A 23,396-nucleotide genomic window follows, 5' to 3' on the forward strand; every position below is an offset into this window, starting at 1 on the left:
CGAGAGGTGAGCGAGACGATGCTATATTTAAGTAACTTCAAACTCTCTTCTACCATTTCCAGCAACCCGAATATATATCCCGATCATGTGTTCAGGCACATTGCAGGGGAAGTTCTGCTGTTTGATCGAATCACGGTATTATACGGCAGTAATGGCTCCGGCAAATCCACCTTGCTGAATCTAATCGCCAACAAATTGGGAATCGCGGGCTCTGAGCGAATGACAAGCTATGGTCACAACGTGTACGCGCAGCGGTTTATCGAGGAAAGCAGCTACCAACTCGGGCATGATGATCAGGAGCATCCCATATATAAGCTTCCCGACGGGAGCCGGTACATCAAGTCAGAGGATCTGTTGTATGAAATCAAGAAAATACAGCAGGAGAGCGTGCTTCGCGAAGGGCTGCTGCATGAGCAGTTCGTACAGGGAAAGAGCAAGGCTGAGGTAGAAGAGCTGGAGCAGTCGTATGAATTCAATAAGAAGATGGATATCATTCAATTCTCTCAGGAGAAATATTCGAACGGGGAGACCTCGATGCAGTTTTTTGAGGAATATTTGCTTCCCGGGCAACTGTATTTAATGGATGAACCGGAAACGTCTCTTTCTCCGGCGAATCAAATCAAGCTGGCCGAGCAAATGAACGATCTGGCGCGTTATTTTGACAGTCAATTTATTATTGCTACGCACTCTCCTTTTGTTCTGGGTACGCTCCATGCGAAGATCTACAATCTCGATGCCAAGATTTTGCAAACGGCAGAATGGTTTGAACTGGACAATGTACAATTCTTTTACCGATTTTTTCATAAGCATCAAAGATTGTTTGAATGAATAGGTTTGAGTTTCCAGAAGAGGTATCCTTCGAGTAAGGATATCTCTTTTTGGTATGGGTTCCCACAAGGGTATGTCCTCGACTCGGGTATTCAAATATGCAACAATAGAGGATCAGGTGCACAGGAGAATTGACCAAAGGCACAGCAATGCAAGCCGCAAGATCGCTTACAAATTTACGTTCCAATAATTTATACTAAATAAGTCAGAATATATCTAAGGAGCTGCCGAATCCAATATGAACAAAAAAGAAGTTGCCAATATACGCAAGCAATTTAAGCTGGATCACGATTTACTGAATATTTACGATATTCTCAATGTCTATATTACGAAGGAAACGAATGAAATCTATCACTGGGAGCGCCTGCCGTTCGAACTGGTGGATCGGGAGAAGCAAGAGTTATACATGGGTAATTTCAAAAAACTGCTGACCGGCGAACTGGATCAAAAATTGTTCGAATTGAGGTTTCAGGAAGCAGCGGAGGAACCGGCGCAGGTACTGCTTCACCAAGCTCTCGTGTCGGGTGATCCGGAAGAATGGCAGGACTTGATGCTGATGCTTGTGGAGAGAATGCTGACGGATGCCAAATATGAGCGGGATATGGTGGTCACGTTCGTTCGGGGACAGTATTATTTGCCGACCAAGGCGAGAAACGATGAAGCGGAAGAGAGCGAGAAGAACGAGGTGTTCGCCCATCCGTTCATTTTATGCAGTGTGAATTCTACGGAGAAACAACGGAAGACTCTCTTGTTCGATTATGTGGAGAGGGAGTTCAAGTACAATGTCATTGTAGATCCGATTATCAAGTTAAGTACGCCGGAGCAAGGATTCCTGTACCCTAGCGTGACGGACAATTATTCCGATGTGAATCGTATTTTGTATTGTACGGGAAAATCGAATTTTCCGGATCCGCATTTTGTCGAACAGGTCTTGAACGGAGAAAGATCCGTGACGGCACTTGAAGAGCGAGCGATCTTCGAAGATATCGTCAAGGAAGTGGCCGGCGAACAGCTCGATTCAGCCACCATTGCACAGGTGTACGAGGAAATCAACCGGGTGATCGAAATTAACGAAGAGACGAAGGAGGAAGAACCTCCGAAGCTGGATTATAAAGATCTGGAGCGCGTACTGAACGCAAGCGGCGTAGAGGACGTGACGACCGAGAAGGTGGAGCGGGCATTCGAAACAATCGTGGACAACAAGAACTATGAAATGAAAGCAACCAGCGTCATGCCGAAGTATACTTCCAAATCCATTAAGATCGATACCAAGGTAGCCACGATTACCGTCAGCCCGCAGGATTTAAGGTATGTGAAACAGGTGAATTATCAAGGGAGACGATGCATCCTGATTGAGGTCGACGAGGATGCCGTCATCGAAGGCTTTACGCTTAGTACAGAAACGCTATTATAGACTCGTTCATCTATAATAGGGGACGTGCATGCAATGGCAAAATTCAATCGTCAATGGAATAGGAGAACAGGATGAACAAACAGAAAATGGCCGTCATCGGCTTAGGTCACATGGGCCGGATTATGATTCACCGATTACTGCCCCAATATGGTGAGAAGATCGAATTAGTCGCACTTTGCGACAGTGATGAGTCTAGTTTGCACACTGAAGTCGAAGCAGCAGGAATTAGTCCCCGGCTGTACACCGACTACCGCCAGCTGCTGAACGAGGTTGCGCTTGACCTGGTGTATATCGCGGTTCCGCCGTCTCTGCATTATGACGTTGCCCAGATCGCATTTGAGAAAGGCATCCACGTCTTCTGCGAGAAGCCACTTGCTAACAGCTTGACCGAAGCCCGGGGCATGGTGGAGCTGGCAGAGAAGGCCGATGTGCTCCATGCCGTTCATTTCTCGCTTCCGCTCGACCCGGCCGTCCTGAAGTTGAAGGGATTAATTGAAGAGCAGGCGATCGGCCAGATCCTCAAGATGGATCTATACCTGGAGTTTCCGCAGTGGCCGAGGTCCTGGCAACAGAATCCATGGATCACCTCAAGACAGCAGGGCGGATATCTGCTGGAAGTCGGGATTCACTGGATCCAAATGATCCAGCAGGTGTTCGGTCCGATTACGCATGTGAAGAGCGAGATCGAGTTTCCGCTGGATTCGAATCAGTCCGAAAGCCGTGTCCGGGCCGTTTTACGATTACATAATGATATCGAGATTCACCTGTCTGGAACCGATCAACGGGAAGGGGAGGAACGTGTCTCCCTGGTGGTCCATGGTGAGGAAGGAACTATGGCGTTGGAAAACTGGCGCAGCCTGTTCAGAAGCGGCAAGGATGCCCAACTTCAGCCTGTACCTGTGGACGACGTCGCTAACCCGCTGCCGATCCTGAAGCAAATCATTCAGATTTTGAACGGAGAGCCTGGTCTCATCTATAATTTCTATGACGGGTATAACGCACAAGTTGTATTAGAAGCTCTGCGTAAGCCGGGTGAGGGCTTTACGGATTTAAGACCTCAATTGATGGGGGCTAAGCAATAGAATTCTCGTGAACAATCGGAAACCGACCGAGGGTAGTATAATACCGTGATGAAATCGGGGAATGGATGAATGGAGAGATCTGACGTATAGATGCCCACTGATTTCGTCCTCTCTTAATGATGACGGCTTTTCGAGACAGACTTCCGTATTGTACGGTCAATCCTATCCCATATTTGGAGAAGTGATTATGGAGGCTGCCAAAAACGCGGTCAGAAAATGATGATGAAAAGTAAATAAGAGCAGTGCGGCATGAAGGTTTCGATTACAGTAACTGAACGCAGACATGAGGTTAATATAAATTAAGAGGGGTGAGAACCCCTCTTTTGTTATTGTACCTATGTAGATGATAAATGTCTGTAGAAGATCTGGAATTACGTGGCATGTAAAAAGTAACGCAGTCGGATTAGGCTGCGTTACTTTTTGTAATGTGGACGACTGCTAACGAACAAATCGTTAAAGCAGATATCGAGGACATATTGATTGTTTTCTCTCTTTATCGATTTATTCATTGATATAATGATTCTGATGATGGCGAGGAAAAAAATGAAATACAGAATTCACGTTTATGCATAGGGGGTTGAATTATGGATGCTAAAGAAGTCAGACAAAATATCGAACAGATCAGAAACTCCAGAGACTTATGGACAGAGTTTGAATATCAAGCTCCAGACATAAACTATGTCAAACGGCATGCAGCAGCAGTTGCGATTCAATATGATTGGAAGCCTGAGGATTACGATTTAATCAAGTTTTTAATGGAGAATGAGGTTAAGAGTAGGATTCATGATCCTTACCAAGGTTGTGGGGACTCTTTAACTCTTATTTCTTATTTGTTAGCCAAGTTCCGCAGGCCGGAAAATGTATGGCTTTTTGAGAAAGCCAAATGCGCAAATTTTGATACGTATTGTGGTTATTTTGATGAATTTATTTTTTCTGCCGGAGTTGAACTGACTTGCAAGTACCTTGAGGGGGTTGAACTTACCGAATCCAATAAATATCTGTTCGAACATAAAAACCAATTGCATTCACTTTTTTCAGAGCAAGATATAGGAAATTTCTTTCATAGGATGACTTTATGGTTTCCCGATAGCATGGAAAAAGAGACAACTGAAAGTTTATTAACAATGGCTATAGATTTTGACGACCTCGAAGAGGCTGAGAAGCTTTTTGATATCCTGGAAAAGCAAGCCGAACCTGACCGGAAGGCATTATATTATAGAGCAAAAGAATTGAAGAAATATGAAAAGGCCATTTTTTATAAACAGAAGGAATTAGAGTTGATTACTGACGCTCGGGATAAGGCATCATCCATCTTAGATATAACTGATCTGCATATTTTGAATAACGACTACATAAAAGCTTTTGAATCAGCACAATCGTGGGAACGACTTCTTACGCAATTTGATAGTTGGCAATACACCGGATTAGGCCGATCTATGAGTGAATCCTGGTTTGATATCTGTCTTGGCTTTTATAAAGAAAAGGATATCATTAGCGCACAGTTATGCTACCGGAATGGTGATTGGATGTTAAGAAAAACAAATCATTTTTATTTAAACGTTTTGGAAAAAGCGTTTGCCTGCAGCAAAGCTGTTGGGGATAGGAAGGGTATTCGTTTTTATAAAAAAGCAGTTAATAAGGAACAAAAAAGCATTGATAAAATGTTCAAAAAACGATGACATGGCTCTCGAAACGGGGGCCAAACCAGCTGCATGTTTGATCCATTTCAAATATCCCGATGATACAATTATGAGAATGGATTATTTGGTATTATTGATTCTGAAAAAGGTTTTTCTGTATTAAAGAGAACTAGAGGGAAACAATATTCTGAATAGTTGAGAGGGGAGAAACAAACATGACAAAGGGAAACGACATCAGCAATAAAACGGAGTTGTCGCCGGAACAACGCGAGGGACTGCTCAAAGCTTTGAAAGCCCGTTTCGAGAAAAGCATGAACCGCCATGAAGGACTGGAATGGGCTAACGTGCAAGCAAGGCTCGAAGCAAATACGGAAAAGCTGTGGTCGCTTCATGAAATGGAAAGAACTGGCGGCGAGCCTGATGTTGTTGGGTATGACCATAAGACGGGCGAATACATATTTTATGATTGTGCGGTGGAAAGTCCTAAAGGCCGCAGAAGCGTTTGTTACGACCGTGCAGCGCTGGAGTCAAGGAAAGAACATAAACCGCAAAACAATGCGGTTGACATGGCAGCCGACATGGGCATTGAGCTTTTAACGGAAGAACAATACCGGGATCTGCAGCAGCTTGGAAATTTCGATCTGAAAACATCAAGCTGGGTGGTAACACCTGCAAATATTAGAAATCTTGGCGGGGCCATCTTTTGTGACCGTCGCTATGACACGGTCTTTGTGTACCACAATGGAGCTGAATCCTACTATGCTGCAAGGGGCTTCCGCGGCTCGCTAAGAGTCTGATGATGATCTTGTATGGGGCGGAGCATCACTTGATGGTGATATCCAATACTATTGATGCGGAAGAACATCGGCATTCTTTTTTACAGGTAACCATTTCTTTAGAGGACGAATTTGATATTGATGTAGAGGAACAAAGCTTGATTTGCTCCGGCATCATTATCAATTCCAACGTGGTTCATCGGCTAAAAGGAGCGGGACACCCTTTGATGCTTCTTCTGATGGACAGCACCTCTGAGATGGCGGCAAGCTTTAAGCGGTATATAGAGGGTCAGACATATCATGTATTTCCGCCGGGGATGATGAAGACTATTCGCGAATTTGTGCCAAAAGAGTATCCTGGCGTTAAGGATACGGACAGCTATCTTTCTTTTCTGGGACAACTCATGAAGCTAATGGGCGTGGAGCATGTAAATACAGCTATTGTTGATCCGAGAATAAGAGAGTTTATACAGCTTATAAAAGATTGCACCGACTCCGAGCACTCCGTAAGTCTATACGCCAGGCAAATGGGTTTGTCCAATAGCAGATTGTCGCATCTCTTTAAAGAAAATACAGGCATATCGCTTAGCGGATACATGCTGTTGCACAAGCTTCAGAAGGCAACTTATTTTATGTTTAAAGGGCTCAGCATTACGGATGCGGCTATGGCGGCGGGATTTGATAGTCCGTCGCATTTAGCCGCCACCAGTAAGCGGCTGCTGGGAATGACGGCGAAGGATATTCGCAAAGATAGCGTCTTTTTAAAAGTTTCCTGCCTGCATTAACCGTACAATTGGTGCAGGAGGTGTTTCCAATGAGAGCATACTTAAAGGAAACGGAATTGCTGAACTATTCTCATCCCCTGATCGGGCAAGTCATTCACAGTCGCCAGTGGGATCGTATGCCCAGGAAGGAACAAATTCTTGGCATTTACAACTACGTCCGTGACGAAATCCTGTTCGGCTATAATAGGGCGGATGATATTCCGGCATCGGAAGTATTGCAGAATGGCTATGGTCAGTGTAATACAAAGGGTGTGCTTTTTATGGGGTTGCTAAGGGCCGTGGGAGTGCCTTGCCGTATGCATGGATTTGCCATTGATAAAAAGCTGCAAAAGGGAGCGATGAAAGGGTGGTATTACCAACTGTCGCCCCAGGAGATCGTTCACAGCTGGGTTGAAGTGCTTTATGAAGGCAAGTGGTTGAATATCGAAGGGTTTATACTGGATATTCCCTACTTGACCAAGCTTCAGCAAAAATTCGGACAGTGTACGGGTTCATTTTGCGGTTACGGCGTTTCTACAGATAATTTTCAAAACCCGGAAATTTATTGGAATGAAAACGATACCTACGTGCAAAAGGAAGGAATCGTTCGGGATTTTGGGATTTACGACAGTCCCGATGCATTCTTCTCCGTTCATCAACAAGGGCTCAGCCCGCTCAGGAAAACGATCTATAGCCGGGTCGTTCGGCATCTGATGAATCGGAATGTTAATCGCATAAGGCAGGGGTAATAACTGTTATTTGGATAAAGAGAAATTGCGTGCTTTAATTACCGCGATTGAAGGATTTGAACACACCTGAAGTCTTTTTTAATCCCTGTTTGTAAAAACTGACCTATCCTAAACCAGTTCACTGGGCGATGGAGAGCGGGAGGGAAGAAAATTCACTGAAGGAAAATGTATTGACCCGTCATGCTTAAGTAAATTAGTAATGATTCGATCGGAGTAGCCTTTTAGAGGTTACTCCGTTTTTTTTGCTAGCAAGTCGAATTAACAATCGTAATTAGAGGCGGTTCAGCGCTGAAGCGGCGGCGAGATCAAACTCCGTCTGGAGACCGAAGCCAAAATACATCTGCTGCAGGAAGCAACTTCTCTTGTTTGGTATATTATGGAATCAGAGCGTGAGGAGGTCGATTACTAGTGATCTAAGACCTGGGTGCCAGTCGGAATCACCTACGGACAGGTCCAAGATGCTATATAGATTGAACTAAAGAAAGGGGTACTTCAACGAAGAAGGCGGAATTATTCTGGAGAAGCGCAGCGTGCGCCTAAAAGCTTTCCAAAGGAAAGCTCACATCGGAAGCATAAGCTGTCCCCAGATTTCAACGTTATATAAAGACATGAAAGAAATCTGGGGGCAAGAGCGATCGTAAGAATAATCCGCATTCGTAGTGATGCTCAGGCTACGAATCTTTAGTTCAACTTATATAGAAAGAAATTCAATTTGATTATTTCCATCTCTTTGAGAAACTGGGAATCGCGTCAAACCAAGCTTTAAAAATACGATACGAGGAGATGTAATAAGTGAAAAAGCTTATCGAATTCAAAGGAGTAACGAAAGAATACAATGTAGGAGAAGTGTCAATCAAGGCCCTTAATGGTGTGGATTTTTCCATATCGGAGGGAGAATTCGTCGTTATTTTGGGAGCAAGCGGCGCCGGTAAAAGTACGATTTTGAATATACTTGGCGGTATGGATACGCCTACCTCAGGTCAAGTGTTAGTTGGCGATCAAGAAATAACAAGATTGAGCGAAAAAAAATTAACAGTCTATCGCGGTGAAAAAGTTGGATTTGTATTCCAATTCTATAACTTAATTCCGAATTTAAACGCTCTAGAGAATGTTGAATTTGCCACTGAAGTATGTAAAAACCATCTGGATGCTAAAGATATTTTATATAAGGTTGGATTAAAGGAGCGTATGAAAAACTTCCCTTCCCAGCTCTCTGGAGGAGAACAACAAAGAGTTGCAATTGCCAGAGCTGTTGCAAAAAATCCTTTACTTTTACTTTGTGATGAACCAACCGGAGCTTTGGATTATGTGACAGGCAAGTCCGTCTTAAAGCTTCTTCAAGATTTGAACAGGGAAACGAACAAGTGTGTCGTTTTGGTCACCCATAATTCCGCAATTGCTCCTATGGCGGATAAGATTATTAAGGTTAAAAGCGGAATGATCGAGAGCGTTACGATTAATGATGAGAAACAAAGCGTTGAAGGGATTGAGTGGTAATTATGAAATTATTTTCGAAGTTATTAAGGAATGTAAAACATTCGATCGTTCAATTTATAGCCTTGGCTTTGGTTGTCGCAGTAGGCGCTTTTTTCTATGCGGGGCTGAATAGTTATAGCAATAAGCATCGTACTTATTCTGAGGCTTACTTTAAAGAACATAATTTAAGCGACTTAAATGTATATTACGGTCAAATTTCCAAAGATGATGTGGCTGGTTTAAGTGTAATTGAAGGTATCAACAAAATAGAAGGACGTTATACCTTTGATGCCACGCAAGTCTTTAAAGATTATAAAGCTTCATTAAAACTTCATTCGATCCCTGTCAACAATGAAATCAATACGCCTACTATGATTGAGGGCAGTATTCCGTCAAAAAAGTATGAGATTTTATTGGATTCCCATTATGCCCAAGAACATCATTATCAGGTCGGCGATCAAATCCGTATCAATACGAATGGAAGAGATGTTACGTTTACCATTAGCGGCTTGGGCGAGAATGTGGAATATTTAAAAAAGAACCCCACGCAAGACCATAAAACCCACGGAATCGCTTATATTGCCGAAGAGACAATACCTGAAATCCGGGACGGCTTTTACTATAATGAAATCATGATTGATGCTCAAGAAGGTTACGATATTGACCAATTAGGCAAATCAATTGAAGGACAATCCAAACATCTTCCTTATTTAGACCAAACAAGTAAGGAACGGACTTACGGTTATTCTCAAATAAAACAAACAATATATAACAATAGTATGATGAGTAAGGTTATACCTTTAGTTCTCTTTTTGATCTCCGCTATTATCCTGTTTCTTACCATGTCGAGGACGATCGATTCTGAGCGAAATCAAGTAGGTATCATGAAGGCTTTGGGTGTAAAGAACCGAAACATCATGCTTCATTACATGGGATACCCTGTGCTGGTAGGTATAGCAGGCTCAATCATAGGTTGTATTATGGCCGCTCTTGTATTTATTCCATTAGTAACTGCGTCGAGTGCAAAGTCCTACACTTTGCCTGACATTACATTCTCACTTTCTTGGTTTTCGATCATTCCTTCGATCATTTTCTCTAGCGCTTTTGGAATTCTGTCCTGTTACTTGAGTGGCAGAACGATATTAAAAGAACGTGCGGCTCAGGCGATGCGTCCTAAACCGCCAAAGAAGATGAAAAAGCTATTAATTGAAAGAGTTCCGGGTATCTGGAGTCATATTTCCTACAGTTACAAACTCATTTTAAGAAATATATTTTTAAATAAACAAAAAGCTTTAGCGAGCTCAATTGGTGTTGTTGTAAGCACGGTGTTATTGATAACTGCTTTGGGCACTCAATCGTCCTTGATCAAAATAGCGAACCAAACTGAAGATGTTTATACGTATGATGTAAGAGTAGATTATAAGCTGGGCACATCTTCCGATACGCTACAACTACCCTCCGGCATTAAAAATAGTTATTTTACATCCACCTTTCCTGTTGAATTCATTAAAGGTGGTGAAAAAGAAAATGCCACTTTGGTTGTTACGGAAAAAGAAAACAATCTCATTCATTTCTTTGACAAAGATGACAACAAGATGTATTTAGAAGATGAGGGTGTGCTGGTACCCCAATCCTACGCCGACAAATATCATATTGTAGAAGGGGATACCATCCAAATAAAGTTCACAGCACCAGAGCTTAAAAATAAATCGGTAGATATGAAGGTTTTACAAATATCTACACAGTATTCGAATCCGTCTTTTTATAGCACACCAGACTATTTAAAGAGCTTTGGCATAGACTATAGTCCAACTTCACTGTTAGTTGAAGCCAATAGCTCTACCGATCTTATAAGCGTCCGTAACTTCTTTGAACAAGATCCTCATGTAGATACAATTGCAGATAAGAATGATCTAAAGCAATCAGCTCAATATATTTTGAAACAAAATAGTTTTATATTTATCATGTTTATCATTTGTGCCGTCATACTCTCCTTTGGCGCCATATATACGATATCTTCCATAAACATTTATGAAAGGAATCGTGAGCTTGCAACACTTAAGGTATTAGGCTATCAAAAAAATAAAATAAACAGACTTATCTTTTTTGAAAACATCATACTAACCACCTTTGCGGTAATTGTAGCTTTACCGATAAGTGGCTATTTTTATACAATTATTGTAAAGGCACTGTCTAGTACCCATCAACAAATCCCAGATAAATTAAGTATTTTTATAATGCTGGTATCTGTTATGTTTGCATTCTTACTCACCATTCTCTCTAACTTATTACTTCGGAGAAAAGTGTCTCAAATCAATATGATTGAATCATTAAAAAGTGTAGAATAAAACTTTTAAGGTGATGAGACAAAAATGGGAGTACTAGGATATATTATCCTGATACTCCCACATAAATCAAAAGTCGATTACCCATTCAGATCCTAAATCTATATAAGAACTAATTGCTCATTTAAAAGACGACTTGAACCCATTTTTATTCGTTCTAATTTATTGAAAAAGTCAGCTTGCTCTCTTATATTCATCTCTAAATTCGATTTGATTTGGAGATGATAATTAATTGTCAAAATTGAGTATCTTTTTTCACCTATGTATTTTTCATTAATGCGTTCAAAAATATAGCTATTTTCTTCAAAGGGAATAGTCGCACATTTTATTTTCTGTGTTTCAATGTTATTTAATTCTTTTCTTAAGGTATCAAAATAGTTTGTTTCAAGTGCCTGTCGTTTTTTACTTAAATCAGTAAGTGAGCCTTCACTTGTAATATAGACCGTATGATATTGTTCTTGAATAACAACATCTTCCCTTAATGACTTAAATTGATAACGATCATCGCTATCGCGAGATACATATTTACTATATTCTCTCATTACGTAACCTATATCACTTAAAGCATTATTAGGAGTTACTTGCTCAAATGCCTTAACTAAATATATTTCCCTCTCAGATAACGGATTTCTTTCCTTGATATCATCAACATGAAAATTGGTAAGTTCATAACAAGCTACTAAATGTACTATAGGCTTATTAAGATCTGTTCCTAAACCATCTTTATATTGAATAATTCCAAAACATTCAATGTCATGTGTAGATTCATCAGGTGAATCCTCATCATAAATAAAACCTTTAATATCTCCCATAACATAGCCAGCTTTATTCTGCGTGCTAATCGAAATTGTTATACTTTGTAAATCTTCCCCTCTATTATTAACAGATTTTACTTTTGCAAAAATACTTCCACCACTATCGAGATACTTCGCTAGTAATGGTGTGAACTCCTTTGGGACATACCCAATAGATTTCCTATTAGATAGGAATACCTTAATAGCATTTGAATCATACTCATTGTTTGGCTCTCGAACTAAATAAATTGTATCTCCATCAGTAGCATATCTTCTAATAATATTTGGACGATCCTCAAAGGTGACTCCAGATACATTAAATTCAATTTGCATAAAATCCTCCTAAATACTTATTTACTAATTTAACTATTATACTATGATACTACTTTTATAAATTGGAGATTTATCAATAATAAGTATTAATCCGTGATTTTAGTACGTGTAACAAACGTCATAAATTGATTCAGGTCGTTAACAGGGGCTCTGCTTGATGGCAGCGCCTTTTTCTACATATCTGAGTGTACTGGCAGCAGCGCCTGATCTATAATAGGGACGTGGCATTCAATGGTAAATTCAATCATCAATGGAATAGGAGAACAGGATGAATAAACAGAAGATGGCCGTCATCGGCTTAGGTCACATGGGCCGGATTATGATTCACCGATTACTGCCCCAATATGGTGAGAAGATCGAATTAGTTGCACTTTGCGACAGTGATGAGTCCAGTTTGTACAGGGAAGTCGCAGCAGCAGGAATTAGTCCCCGGCTGTACACCGACTACCGCCAGCTGCTGAACGAGGTTGCGCTTGACCTGGTGTATATCGCGGTTCCGCCGTCCCTGCATTATGACGTGGCCCAGATCGCATTTGAGAAAGGCATTCACGTCTTCTGCGAGAAGCCGCTTGCCAACAGCTTGACCGAAGCCCGGAGTCTGGTGGAGCTGGCAGAGAAGGCCAATGTGCTCCATGCCGTTCATTTCTCGCTTCCGCTCGACCCGGCCGTCCTGAAGCTGAAGGGATTACTTGAAGAGCAGGCGATCGGCCAGATCCTTAAGATGGATCTATACCTGGAGTTTCCGCAGTGGCCGAGGTCCTGGCAGCAGAATCCATGGATCACCTCAAGACAGCAGGGCGGATATCTCTTGGAAGTCGGCATTCACTGGATCCAAATGATCCAGCAGGTGTTCGGTCCGATTACGCATGTGAAGAGCGAGATCGAGTTTCCGCCGGATTCGAATCAGTCCGAAAGCCGTGTCCGAGCCGTTTTGCGATTACATAATGATATCGAGATTCACCTGTCTGGAACCGATCAACGGGAAGGGGAGGAACGTGTCTCCCTGGTGGTCCATGGTGAGGAAGGAACCATGGCGTTGGAAAACTGGCGCAGCCTGTTCAGAAGCGGCAAAGACGCCCATCTTCAGCCTGTACCTGTGGACGACGTCGTTAGCCCGCTGCCGATCCTGAAGCAAATCATTCAGATTTTGAACGGAGAGCCAGGTCTTATCTATAATTTCTATGACGGGTATAACGCGCAGGTTGTATTGGAAGCTCTGCGTATGCCGGGTGAGGGCTTTACGGATTTAAGACCTCAATTGATGGGGGCCAAGCGGTAGAATTATCGTAAACAATCGGAAACCCACCGCGGGTAGTATAATGCCGTAATGAAATCGGGGAATGGATGAATGGAGAATGGGGAAAGGCCCAATCCATCAAGCCGTTCCTCTATTTTGAAGTGCGGAATGAAGGCTGCGATTACAACAGATGTCCGCGGACATGAAGTTATTATAAGTGAAGAGGGGTGAGGACCCCTCTTTTTTGTTAAACTCTCTTAATGATTTTGACTTTGAGAGTCACTTTCCATAGCTCTAATAGACTCGGCAACCTTCACCATCATGGAACATTCAACCCTCTTGCGAAAAACATCACAGCTAAAGTCATAGATGCCGTTGATGGAACCCGTCGCGTGCAGGGCATTGGCAGGACAGCCACCGCTGCAGTAGAGTTTGGCCCAGCAATCCTTGCATTCCGGTTTCGAGTAGCAGTTGCTCTCTTTGAATTGGCATTGTAGTTCTGGTCGTGTGATACCATCCCAGATGTTCCCCATGCTGTACGCTTCATCTCCGACGAACTGGTGGCAAGGAAAAAGCTCGCCCCATGGCGTGACAGCGAGATATTCCGTTCCCGATCCACAGCCGGTAATTCGTTTCTGAATGCAAGGGCCTTCCGAGAGGTCTAGCATGTAATGATAAAAGGTAAACCCGTTGCCTTGTTCACCGCGCTCAATCATTTCTGTGGCGAGAATTTCGTACTGGTTATAAATTTCCGAGAGGTCCTCCTCGGTAAGTGCATAGGGTTCCCGCGGATCACAGATGACCGGTTCCATCGAAAGTTTATCAAAACCAAGGTCTGCGATATGGAATATATCATTGGTGAAATCGACATTGTTACGAGTGTAGGTTCCTCGTACATAGTATTCTTGGTCTCCGCGTTTTCGGACGAATTCCTGGAACTTAGGTACAATATGGTCATAACTGCCTTTTCCGTTAACGGTTGTGCGGAGCCGGTCATGAATCTCTTTTCTACCATCCAGACTGAGTACGACGTTGTACATTTCCTTATTTAAAAATTCGGTGACCTCGTCGTTCAGCAGCATACCGTTCGTCGTGAAGGTGAAGCGGAACTTTTTCTTATATTCTTGTTCTTTGCTTCGTGCATAAGCTACAATCTGTTTGACCACTTTCCAGGCCATAAGCGGTTCGCCGCCGAAGAAGTCAATGTCAAGGTTCCGGTGATGTCCTGAATTTTCTAGCAGGTAATCGATAGCACGCTCTCCAACCTCATAGCTCATAATGGCCCGATCGCCGTTGTATTTTCCCTGACTGGCGAAGCAATAGTCGCATGATAGATTGCAGGTGTGCGCGACATTGAGGCATAGCGCTTTAACATAAGTTTTTCGATTCCTTAAATCCATAGAGAGATTCTCATACGGATCTTCGGTAAAGAGCTGTCCAGTATCTTTAAGCTCCTCAATGGCCGCGATGGTTTCTCGAATGTCTCTCTCGGTAATATCCGAATCGTGCTTATGCTGTTCCAGCATGATTGTCAGGATTTCCTTCGGAGATGTATGCTCGTAAAGCTCAATGATTTTGTATGCCAGATCATCAACAACGTGTACCGATCCACTGTAGGTATCAAGCACGATGTTGTATCCGTTCAGTTGGTATTGATGAATCATACTTGCTAATCAAGCTCCTTTTACCGACAAATAGAACCGGTTTAAAAAATAGACGCCCATCTACAGAGCAGTGGGCGGTGAACATTTTCGAATCCTATTTGTTCATTGGGTTTTCACAGCGCTGGTTGGCAACGCCGCAGGAAGTCTTACAAGCGGACTGGCAAGATGTTTGGCATGCGCCACATCCGCCGTGTTTTGCGGTATCCATCAGTTTGCGGGTACTCAGTGTTACGATTCTTTTCATCATGAATAACTCCTCTGCCATTTCATTAGTTCAACAATAACAAGATAATATTGTGAATGAATTCACTCTACTTCTTTGAACATGGTAGCAACTACTTCGGATGTACATCAATCAAATAGGTCACACTGGATCAACTCAAAAAGTAGATTATTATAAAATATACCTAGCTACCGTCAGTACTCATCCGTGTGGAGAGGATTAGAATCGGTGGCAACAATACCTAAATGAAGAGGCTGCCCCAAAAACTACAATGAACGTAGTCTTTGGGGGCAGCCTCGTTTAGATTACTTATGTCTTATTTAAAGGGGAAGTGATCCCTTCCAATTGCCTAGCTCTACAACTTACTTCCTACTTGGCAACAGCTTATTTAACAAGATCGCTGCAAGCGAAGCAGCTAGAATAGGTGAGCCCAATAGATATTGCACGAAAGTAGGCAGAGTATAGAGAAAATCTTTAGGAATGAGCACTAGCGCTAGCGTTAAAATCATCGGTATTGCGATAATGTACATTTCTTTTTCGCCAATCGTTTCGTTTTTCATGACCTGGATACCGTTAATCGAGATGATACCGCAGACGATAGCGAACACGCCGCCGATGACAGCTGTTGGAATCGAAGAGATTAAAGCTGCTAATTTTCCTGAACAGCCGAAGAGGACAAACCATCCTCCTACTGCAAGAAAGACTCGTCGGCTCGCGATACCTGTGATGGAAATAATACCTGCATTTGTAGAATAGCCTGTAACTGGAGTTGAACCGAGTCCAGCAGCTATAAGACAGCTAATCCCTTCTCCAACAACACCTTGGTTAATATTCTTATCCGTTAACGGTTTATCGATCACGTTGCTGATGGCAAACCACGTACCTGTTGTTTCAGCCAACAGTACGAGATAAATAATGACCATGGTGATAATAGCAGAAAAGTCAAAAGTAAAGCCGAAATCTTTAAAAGGAATCCGCGGCATGCTAAACCACGGGGCATTTTGAACAGCTGAGAAATCCAAGACGCCCATAAATTGTGCAGAAATACATCCGACAATTAACGCGATCATCACGGAAGTAATTCGGAATATCGATCCTTTTTTATGGAACAAAGAGCCTAGGATCACGAAAATAATGAGCACAGCAGCTGAGATAAGTGCTAATAACACGTTTTGGTTAATTGTAGCGTCAGTGGCGCCATAAATATTGTCTCTGATCGCAACAGGCAATAAAGAAAGACCTACAATGAAAATGATTGTTCCCCCTACAATGGGAGGGATAAATGATTTAACTATTTTGTTGAATACTCCAGCATAGCCCAAAATAATAACGAGGATCGCACCAATTAAGCTGGCACCTAACACAGAACTCCAACCTAGTTCTCCACCACCACTAGCGGCATAAATCGTGACAATCGCACCGAGCGGAACATAAGAAGGACCTTGCGCCATAGGCAGCTTCATACAGAAATAAGTTTGGACAATCGTTGCAAGCCCAGCAGCAATAAACGTGGATTGAATTAATGCGCTTGATTGATTGGGTTGTAAGCCAATTAACATGGCAATCAGGAAAGGAACGACATAGACGTCCATTGCTAATACATGCTGTAAACCTAGGACTGCCGATTTTCCGAATGATATTTTGTCTTCGGGTAGAACCGTTAAATGCTGTGATTGTGTTTGCGCGTTATCTTGCTTGTCTGCTTGTGTTTTCACTCAGATGCACACCTCGAATTTTCTAATTAATTTCTATATCTTAACGTGAATGAACCTTTTCACCTTGTACCCAGACTTCGCGGATATGCTCAGGCCTTGCAAGATACATGATTTTCTGGAAAATATCTTGTAAATCTTCATTCTCATCGAAGATCGGTAGTTTGGCAGATGGACATTTCGTATCGATAACCTGTACATCCCACGTATAATTTTCTTGAATACGACCGATAGGCAAGCTCAAGCTTTCCCCACCGCCAGCAGTAGCAAGATAGAATGCTTCATGTATCGTAATGCGTGATCCTGGTACACCACGCTCTTCGGCAGGAAGATAGGTGTTAACGCCATCCTCGAGCATTCTTGAAGAGATTACAGCTTGTCTTATATTATCGAATAGACTCGGTGAGAAGCCTCCAGAAATATCAGACCTTAAGCCAATCTCAACACCTTTGGAATGGATATGAGCGACTGGAATGACACTGTTGGCGAAATACGCGTTTGATACAGGACAATGAGCGATAGCCGTTCCGGTTTGAGCAAATAAATCGACATCAGGATCATCTAGGAAGTTACAATGTGCCATGATCGATTTATCACGCAATAGGCCAAAATCATGCAACGCAAAAGCATCGTTCTTGTTATATCGATCTTGTACATAACCGTGAGCCCAATCACTTTCACTACAGTGGGATTGAACATACGTATCGTATTTAGCTGCCAGTTCCCCCAAGCCCTTTAGGCCTTCATCTGTACAACTTGGAATGAATCTTGGTGTTACTACGGGATACACGCCTTGTTTCGTGGATTTAGCTAATTCTTGTACCGCGATAATAAATTCTTCCGTATCTGCTAGTGCCGCTTTGGTGTCAGCATCGCGATAGTATTCTGGATTTTGCTCGGGATCGTCCATTACTACCTTCCCAACGAGTCCACGTTGGCCTTTATTTGCACATATTTCTGCTAACAACAAGCTTGCTTCTTTATGCACCGTTGCAAAATAAAGTGCTGTTGTTGTTCCGTTTGCCAGTAAGGTGCTTACCACTTCATCGTAGACCTTTTGTGCAAAATCTAAGTCTGAGAATTTAGACTCCAGTGGGAAGGTATAGGTGTTTAACCAATCATAGAGTGGGATGTCTAATGCTGTTCCAGATTGGGCCCATTGCGGTGCGTGAACATGTAAATCGACAAAACCAGGCAAGAAATACTGTCCGTCAGCTAATCGATGAAAGCTGCTGGTGCCTTGATACGCATCTAGCAAAGGTTGATAGTCTGCATCTTCCGGAGCAACGATTTTTTCAATCATTCCGTCCGTATTGATACAAAAAAGATAGTCTTTTAATATTTGAATTTCTTTGGATGATTTGCTCGAAAAAGCAGTCCCTTGAAATAATTGCATATGTTTATCCATGTTTACCGCCTTAATGTTCGTTTTTTGGAATGTGTTTGTTATTATAATCTGTTGAAAATGATAAGTCTATACTAAAAAAGACGAATAGTGGGGTTTGAATATTCTCATATATCCAGTTTTTTTAGTTGCAATTAATGTAGGAGGAAGGTACGTTTGATGAGATGAGGGAACCCTTGTCCCATCAGCCTCGGCGAATGCCGAGAGGCTATTATAGAACATAGGAGGATATATGTCCTGGAGCAAATTGAAGCAACAACTGGAGAGTTTTCTCTGTCCTGCGTTATATGGAAGAGTCGAATACCGCGCAACCAGCTACCGTTATTTACCAGATAAAGCAGGTCTTTGTTATATTGCGGTAGATAAAAAGAACGTACTCAATATGAGTGATAGAACTACCTTAATCAGATGGTATCAGACGGAACTGGAAATTAAGAATGATCCAGATATCCAAATTCCTATCAGCAATGAAGAAATTGAAGTGGTCAGAAAAGATACCAAGGGGATCGTTCCGGAGGATCGTTTAAAAGTAATTGCAAGAAGTAGAAAAATATCAGAACATGCAAAGGGACTTTTGTCAGCACAGTCATCATTAAGTAAATCAAATTTTATCGTTCTAGCTAATAAGTTTTTATCCATTTCTATAGAGGAAAGCATAGAGAGCAATGATATCTTATTGAATATTCTAGCTTTGGTGGATAGACGAGTTGGAAAAAAGCGAATTTTAAACATGACCGAGAAGATGAAGTTAAAGCATCCAATTGTGCAGTATTTTTATGAACTACGGCGTAGTACGTTATGAAAATAAATAACTCATTCACCTCCAATCGGGAGGTTTTTTCATGATTATTAATATTTGTTCGCCGAAATATTTTGAAAACCGTTCTTATGTTATAATTCATTCTTAGCCGCTAATGCAGTGAAAGGAGAATTTTATGTTTGATCTGAACGATTGCATCTGTTTTATTACGAATACAGCTTCCAAAAAAATAATTGATGAATTTAATAATAGATTAGAGAATAGTGGTACGACCCGAGTACAGTGGATGGCTCTTTATTTCATCGGAGAAAAAGATGGAATTATCCAAAAGGAATTGTCTCAAAAAATGAATGTGCAGGAGTCCTCAATTGCCAGACTTATGGATCGCATGGAAAAAGAGAATTTATGTTATAGAATCAGAGACGTTAAAGACAGAAGGATTACCAGAGTTCGATTGACACCGCTAGGTGAAACGATGAGAGAAGAATTACTTCCTTTTGGTCAATCTTTTCATAATGAAGCTACTCAAAACATTTCACAGGAGGAGTTATCTATTTTTAAAGAAGTGCTCAATAAAATGGTTCGGAATTTGGCGAAAAACAACTAATTGATTTGACATTATTCGAGCCAAATGATACTTTATACACATATACTTTACATAGCAACTATTGCAGTGTAAAGTTAATTTTTCGAGAATAAAAGTGAATTATTTCACAATTAATCAAGAGGAGAGTTAAAGATGAAAAAAGATGTGAGAGAAATGTTGAATGATTTCACAAATGGACTGGCCACCCTGTCTGAAACCAATGGTGAACACGTAAATGCGTTTATGAATTTGCTGGGAACCACCTATTCAGAGGGAGCTCTCGATACAAAAACGAAAGAACTGATAAGTATCGGCGTTGCCGCTTACAACCGTTGCGAGTACTGTATCGTTTTTCACGTTTACAAAGCTCTTGAAGCTGGCGCGACACGTGAGCAAATTATCGAAGCAGCGATGGTGGCAGTAGCGTTTGGCGGAGGTCCGAGCATGGCCTACTCTGTCACCTTGCTTAAGGACTCTATTGACGAATTTGAGAAAGACTTCAAATAGCAATTACAAGAGCAGCTTTACTGAACATGGGAGGTCTGCTTTAACAAGCAGACCTTGCGGATAACAACCTAGATGAACTAAAGAAATAGAAGTACTTCAACGGAGAAGGCGGAATTATTCTGGAGAAACGTAAGTGGTCGCCTTTGTCCCCGGATTTCAACGAATATATATACATAAAAGAAATCTGGGGGCAAGAGTGATTGGAAGAATAATCCGCATTCGTAGTGATGCTCAGGCTAAGAACCTTTAGTTCGACTTATATAGATAAACTTAAGGAGGCATCTCTTTTGGAGATTAAACTCGAACAGCTCTCCGGACACGAGAAGACATCGAAAATCGGAAAAATTAATGTATCCGTTGGAGATCAAGTTGAGGTTGGACAACAACTATTGCAATTAGAAAGCAAAAAGGGCAACACCCCTTTCAAATCTAAATACGCTGGTAAAATCGACGAAATTATGGTTACAGAAGGACAGGAAATCGGGATTGGTCATGTAATGTTTAAAATGACTACCGATCAGACAGAACCTGCCAAACCTAAACTGGATTATTTTGCTGGGCTGGTTCATGGCAAAAAGGAACAGGTGGAGGCCGATGTTCTAGTGATCGGTGCAGGACCTGGAGGATATGTAGCCGCTATTTATGCAGCGAAGCATGGCCTAAAGACAGTTATCGTAGAAAAAGAGAAGCTTGGCGGAACCTGCCTCAACGTGGGCTGTATTCCTACTAAAGCTTTAATCCGATCTTCAGAAGTATTCCATAACTTTAAGAATGCAGAAGATTTCGGAATTTCAGCTGAACATATTCAATTGGAAATGGCTAAGGTCATTGAACAAAAAGATAAAATCAAAGATACGCTTGTTTCAGGAATCGACTACCTGCTGGAGAAAAACGGAGTAAGAGTGATCCGAGGAAGTGCATCCTTTATAGACAACAAGCAGGTACTGGTCAAAAACAGAAAAGACGAATATACCATTCAAGCGACCAATACGCTAATTGCCACAGGCTCAAAAATTTCCAAAATCAATCTGCCGGGTATCGAACATGATTTTGTCTTGAACAGTACATCGGCACTGCAGCAGAAGGAGAATTTTAAATCGATCACCATTATTGGTGGCGGTGTCATCGGTATGGAATTTGCCTTTATCTACTCCAATTTCGGGATCGAGGTCAACGTCATCGAATATTGTGACCGGCTTTTGACTATGGTGGATGAGGATGTTTCGGAAGAAATCAGAAACATCGCGGCTGAACGCGGAATTCGCGTTCATACTGAAGCCAAAGTGACAAGGATCGAAAAAGATCAGAACAGCAACGCGGTCGTCATTTTTGAAAAAGATGATACTGAAATGTTTATGACAAGTGAAAAAGTTCTGGTCGCCATTGGAAGAGAACCAAACCTTGAAGGATTGGATATCGATAAAGCTGGCGTTGCACTAAACGAAAACGGAAAAGGGATTGCTGTAAATGAACATTTGCAGACATCTGTAGATCATATTTATGCTATTGGCGATGTCACCAATCGAATTCAGTTAGCTCACGTGGCTTCCCATGAAGGAACAGCAGCAATAGACCATATATTAGGAACAGCCTCGACCTTAAATTACGATATGGTACCAAACGTTATCTTCACTTCACCTGAGATTGCATCCGTTGGACTGACAGAACAACAAGCATTGCGTCAAAAGATGCAAATTACGATCAGTAAATTCCCTTTCCAGGCTAATGGGAAAGCGTTGACGATGAGAGAAGAAAAAGGGTTCGTCAAGTTAATTAAGAATAACGACAACGGTAAAATCGTTGGTGCTTCCATCATCGGTCCTGAGGCTTCCGCTTTGATCAGCACACTTACTGTAATCATCAATAACGGGATCTCAGAGGAAGAAATTATACATACGATTTTCGCTCATCCCACGACTGGTGAAGCCATTCACGAAGCGGCATTAGGCTTAGGCATTGGAGCGCTTCATTACCATGAATAAGATCGTAATATCGCAGGAACACGATCCTTATTTCAATCTGGCTTTGGAAGAGGAGCTGTTTAGAAACGCACGGCAGGGTGAAGTGACACTATACCTTTGGCAAAATGAAAAAACAGTCGTTATCGGTAGAAATCAGAATCCGTATATCGAGTGTGATATCGAGCAAATCAAGCGAAGTGGCGGCAAAATTGCCAGACGAATTTCGGGTGGAGGAGCAGTATACCACGATTTAGGTAATCTAAACTTCACTTTTGTATGTAAAAAGTCACAAGAAGATTTGACTAAACAAATAGCAGTACTCCAAAAAGCTGTCGAACATTTTGGACTTCAAGTGGATCGGTCTGGAAGAAACGATTTGATACATGAAGGTGAAAAATTCTCCGGTCATGCCTTTTATGAAGAAGACGGGAATGCATTTCATCATGGGACCATGATGGTAGACGTAGACTTGACTATGCTTGCTAAAGTGCTGAAACCATCCAAGCTCAAGCTGGAATCGAAAGGAATCACCTCGGTCAAAAGCCGGGTCGTTAATTTGAAGGAACTAAACGATGAAATCACAATTTCCAGCCTTTCCGAAGCGCTGATTGACAGCTTTAAAGAAATTTACGGTGAAAACTCCTTCTTGGTAAAGTATAACTGGCAAGAGAAATCGCTTGACTTTATTAAGAAATATATGGATGATCGATGGATTTATGGGGAGAGTCCTGTATATAATGCGTCTTTTGAGAAAAGGACTTCATCAGGCAATATTCAGGCCTTTTTCCAAGTTGAACATGGGCTTGTAAAAGAGTTGAAGATTTTTTCCGACAGCATCTCTATTTTAGATTTTCGTGCAATTGAAAACCGTTTTATTGGAATGGATTTTAATGAAGTAATTGAAAAAGATTTGTTGCTTCTTGCCCTGTAAGCAGCCCCCATTTAGTGGACAATAAAAAAACCTAGATAGCAAACTGGCGCCGGTACTGAATCGGCGTCAGTTTTTGTAATTCCGTCCCATCACGCGTGATAGAATAGATTTAAATTTACGCATGATTGGAGGTCTCCTCATTGATCATTCAACTTGGCAAGTTTGAAGTGAAGTCCGGACAATTGGTTGTAGCCGATCCCTATTCTTTT

20 protein-coding genes are annotated in these 23,396 nt (G+C 41.8%); 15 read left to right on the plus strand and 5 right to left on the minus strand.

What is annotated here, in order from left to right; translation table 11 throughout:
- Window positions 1-18: 18 nt before the first annotated feature.
- The 9 genes from MNQ98_RS04950 to MNQ98_RS04990 all read left to right on the plus strand — a co-directional run bounded on the left by MNQ98_RS04950 (window position 19) and on the right by MNQ98_RS04990 (window position 11,077).
- Window positions 19-828 (plus strand): AAA family ATPase, encoded by an 810-nt coding sequence (locus MNQ98_RS04950; RefSeq protein WP_241932181.1) that lies wholly within the window; start codon window positions 19-21, stop codon window positions 826-828.
- A gap of 238 nt (window positions 829-1,066) precedes the next feature.
- On the plus strand, window positions 1,067-2,242 hold the full coding sequence (locus tag MNQ98_RS04955) for a DUF4317 domain-containing protein (protein ID WP_241932182.1): 1,176 nt from the start codon (window positions 1,067-1,069) through the stop codon (window positions 2,240-2,242).
- Between the two features lie 71 nt (window positions 2,243-2,313).
- Window positions 2,314-3,324 carry a Gfo/Idh/MocA family protein gene (locus tag MNQ98_RS04960; RefSeq protein ID WP_241932183.1) on the plus strand — a complete coding sequence of 337 codons (1,011 nt, stop codon included), beginning with the start codon at window positions 2,314-2,316 and terminating at the stop codon, window positions 3,322-3,324.
- Window positions 3,325-3,908: 584 nt separating this feature from the next.
- Window positions 3,909-5,003 (plus strand): hypothetical protein, encoded by a 1,095-nt coding sequence (locus tag MNQ98_RS04965; RefSeq protein WP_241932184.1) that lies wholly within the window; start codon window positions 3,909-3,911, stop codon window positions 5,001-5,003.
- A 176-nt stretch (window positions 5,004-5,179) separates the two neighbouring features.
- Complete coding sequence (locus MNQ98_RS04970) at window positions 5,180-5,761, plus strand: DUF4256 domain-containing protein (RefSeq protein WP_241932185.1); 582 nt, start codon at window positions 5,180-5,182, stop codon at window positions 5,759-5,761.
- Between the two features lie 32 nt (window positions 5,762-5,793).
- A complete protein-coding gene (locus tag MNQ98_RS04975) occupies window positions 5,794-6,525 on the plus strand; it encodes a helix-turn-helix domain-containing protein (RefSeq protein WP_241932186.1) in 732 nt (243 codons plus the stop codon).
- Window positions 6,526-6,554: 29 nt separating this feature from the next.
- The gene (locus MNQ98_RS04980) at window positions 6,555-7,253 is read left to right on the plus strand and encodes a transglutaminase-like domain-containing protein (protein ID WP_241932187.1); all 699 of its coding nucleotides are present in this window, start codon (window positions 6,555-6,557) and stop codon (window positions 7,251-7,253) included.
- Between the two features lie 792 nt (window positions 7,254-8,045).
- On the plus strand, window positions 8,046-8,750 hold the full coding sequence (locus MNQ98_RS04985; protein ID WP_208915719.1) for an ABC transporter ATP-binding protein: 705 nt from the start codon (window positions 8,046-8,048) through the stop codon (window positions 8,748-8,750).
- A 2-nt stretch (window positions 8,751-8,752) separates the two neighbouring features.
- A complete protein-coding gene (locus MNQ98_RS04990; protein WP_241932188.1) occupies window positions 8,753-11,077 on the plus strand; it encodes an ABC transporter permease in 2,325 nt (774 codons plus the stop codon).
- 98 nt (window positions 11,078-11,175) lie between these two features.
- On the opposite strand, the gene MNQ98_RS04995 is transcribed toward MNQ98_RS04990, so the two are convergent.
- Window positions 11,176-12,201: an HIRAN domain-containing protein gene (locus MNQ98_RS04995; RefSeq protein WP_241932189.1), complete on the minus strand. Its 1,026-nt coding sequence runs from the start codon at window positions 12,199-12,201 to the stop codon at window positions 11,176-11,178.
- Between the two features lie 268 nt (window positions 12,202-12,469).
- Here MNQ98_RS04995 and MNQ98_RS05000 point away from each other — a divergent pair, with 268 nt between their 5' ends.
- On the plus strand, window positions 12,470-13,480 hold the full coding sequence (locus MNQ98_RS05000; RefSeq protein WP_241932190.1) for a Gfo/Idh/MocA family protein: 1,011 nt from the start codon (window positions 12,470-12,472) through the stop codon (window positions 13,478-13,480).
- Window positions 13,481-13,695: 215 nt separating this feature from the next.
- On the opposite strand, the gene scfB is transcribed toward MNQ98_RS05000, so the two are convergent.
- The 4 genes from scfB to guaD all read right to left on the minus strand — a co-directional run bounded on the left by scfB (window position 13,696) and on the right by guaD (window position 18,445).
- The gene (gene scfB, locus MNQ98_RS05005) at window positions 13,696-15,102 is read right to left on the minus strand and encodes a thioether cross-link-forming SCIFF peptide maturase (protein ID WP_241932191.1); all 1,407 of its coding nucleotides are present in this window, start codon (window positions 15,100-15,102) and stop codon (window positions 13,696-13,698) included.
- A gap of 94 nt (window positions 15,103-15,196) precedes the next feature.
- Window positions 15,197-15,346: a six-cysteine ranthipeptide SCIFF gene (scfA, locus tag MNQ98_RS05010; RefSeq protein WP_208915715.1), complete on the minus strand. Its 150-nt coding sequence runs from the start codon at window positions 15,344-15,346 to the stop codon at window positions 15,197-15,199.
- Window positions 15,347-15,687: 341 nt separating this feature from the next.
- Entirely contained in the window at window positions 15,688-17,040 is a 1,353-nt protein-coding gene (locus MNQ98_RS05015) for a uracil-xanthine permease family protein (RefSeq protein WP_241932192.1), read from the minus strand.
- A gap of 40 nt (window positions 17,041-17,080) precedes the next feature.
- Window positions 17,081-18,445 (minus strand): guanine deaminase, encoded by a 1,365-nt coding sequence (gene guaD / locus MNQ98_RS05020; protein ID WP_241932193.1) that lies wholly within the window; start codon window positions 18,443-18,445, stop codon window positions 17,081-17,083.
- Window positions 18,446-18,674: 229 nt separating this feature from the next.
- On the opposite strand from guaD, the gene MNQ98_RS05025 reads away from it, so the two are divergent.
- The 5 genes from MNQ98_RS05025 to lplA all read left to right on the plus strand — a co-directional run bounded on the left by MNQ98_RS05025 (window position 18,675) and on the right by lplA (window position 23,187).
- Window positions 18,675-19,244 (plus strand): SF0329 family protein, encoded by a 570-nt coding sequence (locus MNQ98_RS05025; protein WP_241932194.1) that lies wholly within the window; start codon window positions 18,675-18,677, stop codon window positions 19,242-19,244.
- Between the two features lie 133 nt (window positions 19,245-19,377).
- The gene (locus tag MNQ98_RS05030) at window positions 19,378-19,809 is read left to right on the plus strand and encodes a MarR family winged helix-turn-helix transcriptional regulator (RefSeq protein ID WP_241932195.1); all 432 of its coding nucleotides are present in this window, start codon (window positions 19,378-19,380) and stop codon (window positions 19,807-19,809) included.
- Between the two features lie 132 nt (window positions 19,810-19,941).
- Window positions 19,942-20,295: a carboxymuconolactone decarboxylase family protein gene (locus MNQ98_RS05035; RefSeq protein WP_208915710.1), complete on the plus strand. Its 354-nt coding sequence runs from the start codon at window positions 19,942-19,944 to the stop codon at window positions 20,293-20,295.
- A gap of 287 nt (window positions 20,296-20,582) precedes the next feature.
- Window positions 20,583-22,277, plus strand: a complete 1,695-nt coding sequence (gene lpdA, locus MNQ98_RS05040) for a dihydrolipoyl dehydrogenase (protein WP_241932196.1) — start codon at window positions 20,583-20,585, stop codon at window positions 22,275-22,277.
- Window positions 22,270-23,187 carry a lipoate--protein ligase gene (lplA, locus tag MNQ98_RS05045; RefSeq protein ID WP_241932197.1) on the plus strand — a complete coding sequence of 306 codons (918 nt, stop codon included), beginning with the start codon at window positions 22,270-22,272 and terminating at the stop codon, window positions 23,185-23,187. The genes lpdA and lplA overlap by 8 nt, the downstream gene beginning before the upstream one ends.
- Window positions 23,188-23,396: the final 209 nt, after the last annotated feature.

This window comes from Paenibacillus sp. N3/727, from assembly GCF_022637315.1.
GTDB lineage: Bacteria > Bacillota > Bacilli > Paenibacillales > Paenibacillaceae > Paenibacillus_AQ > Paenibacillus_AQ uliginis.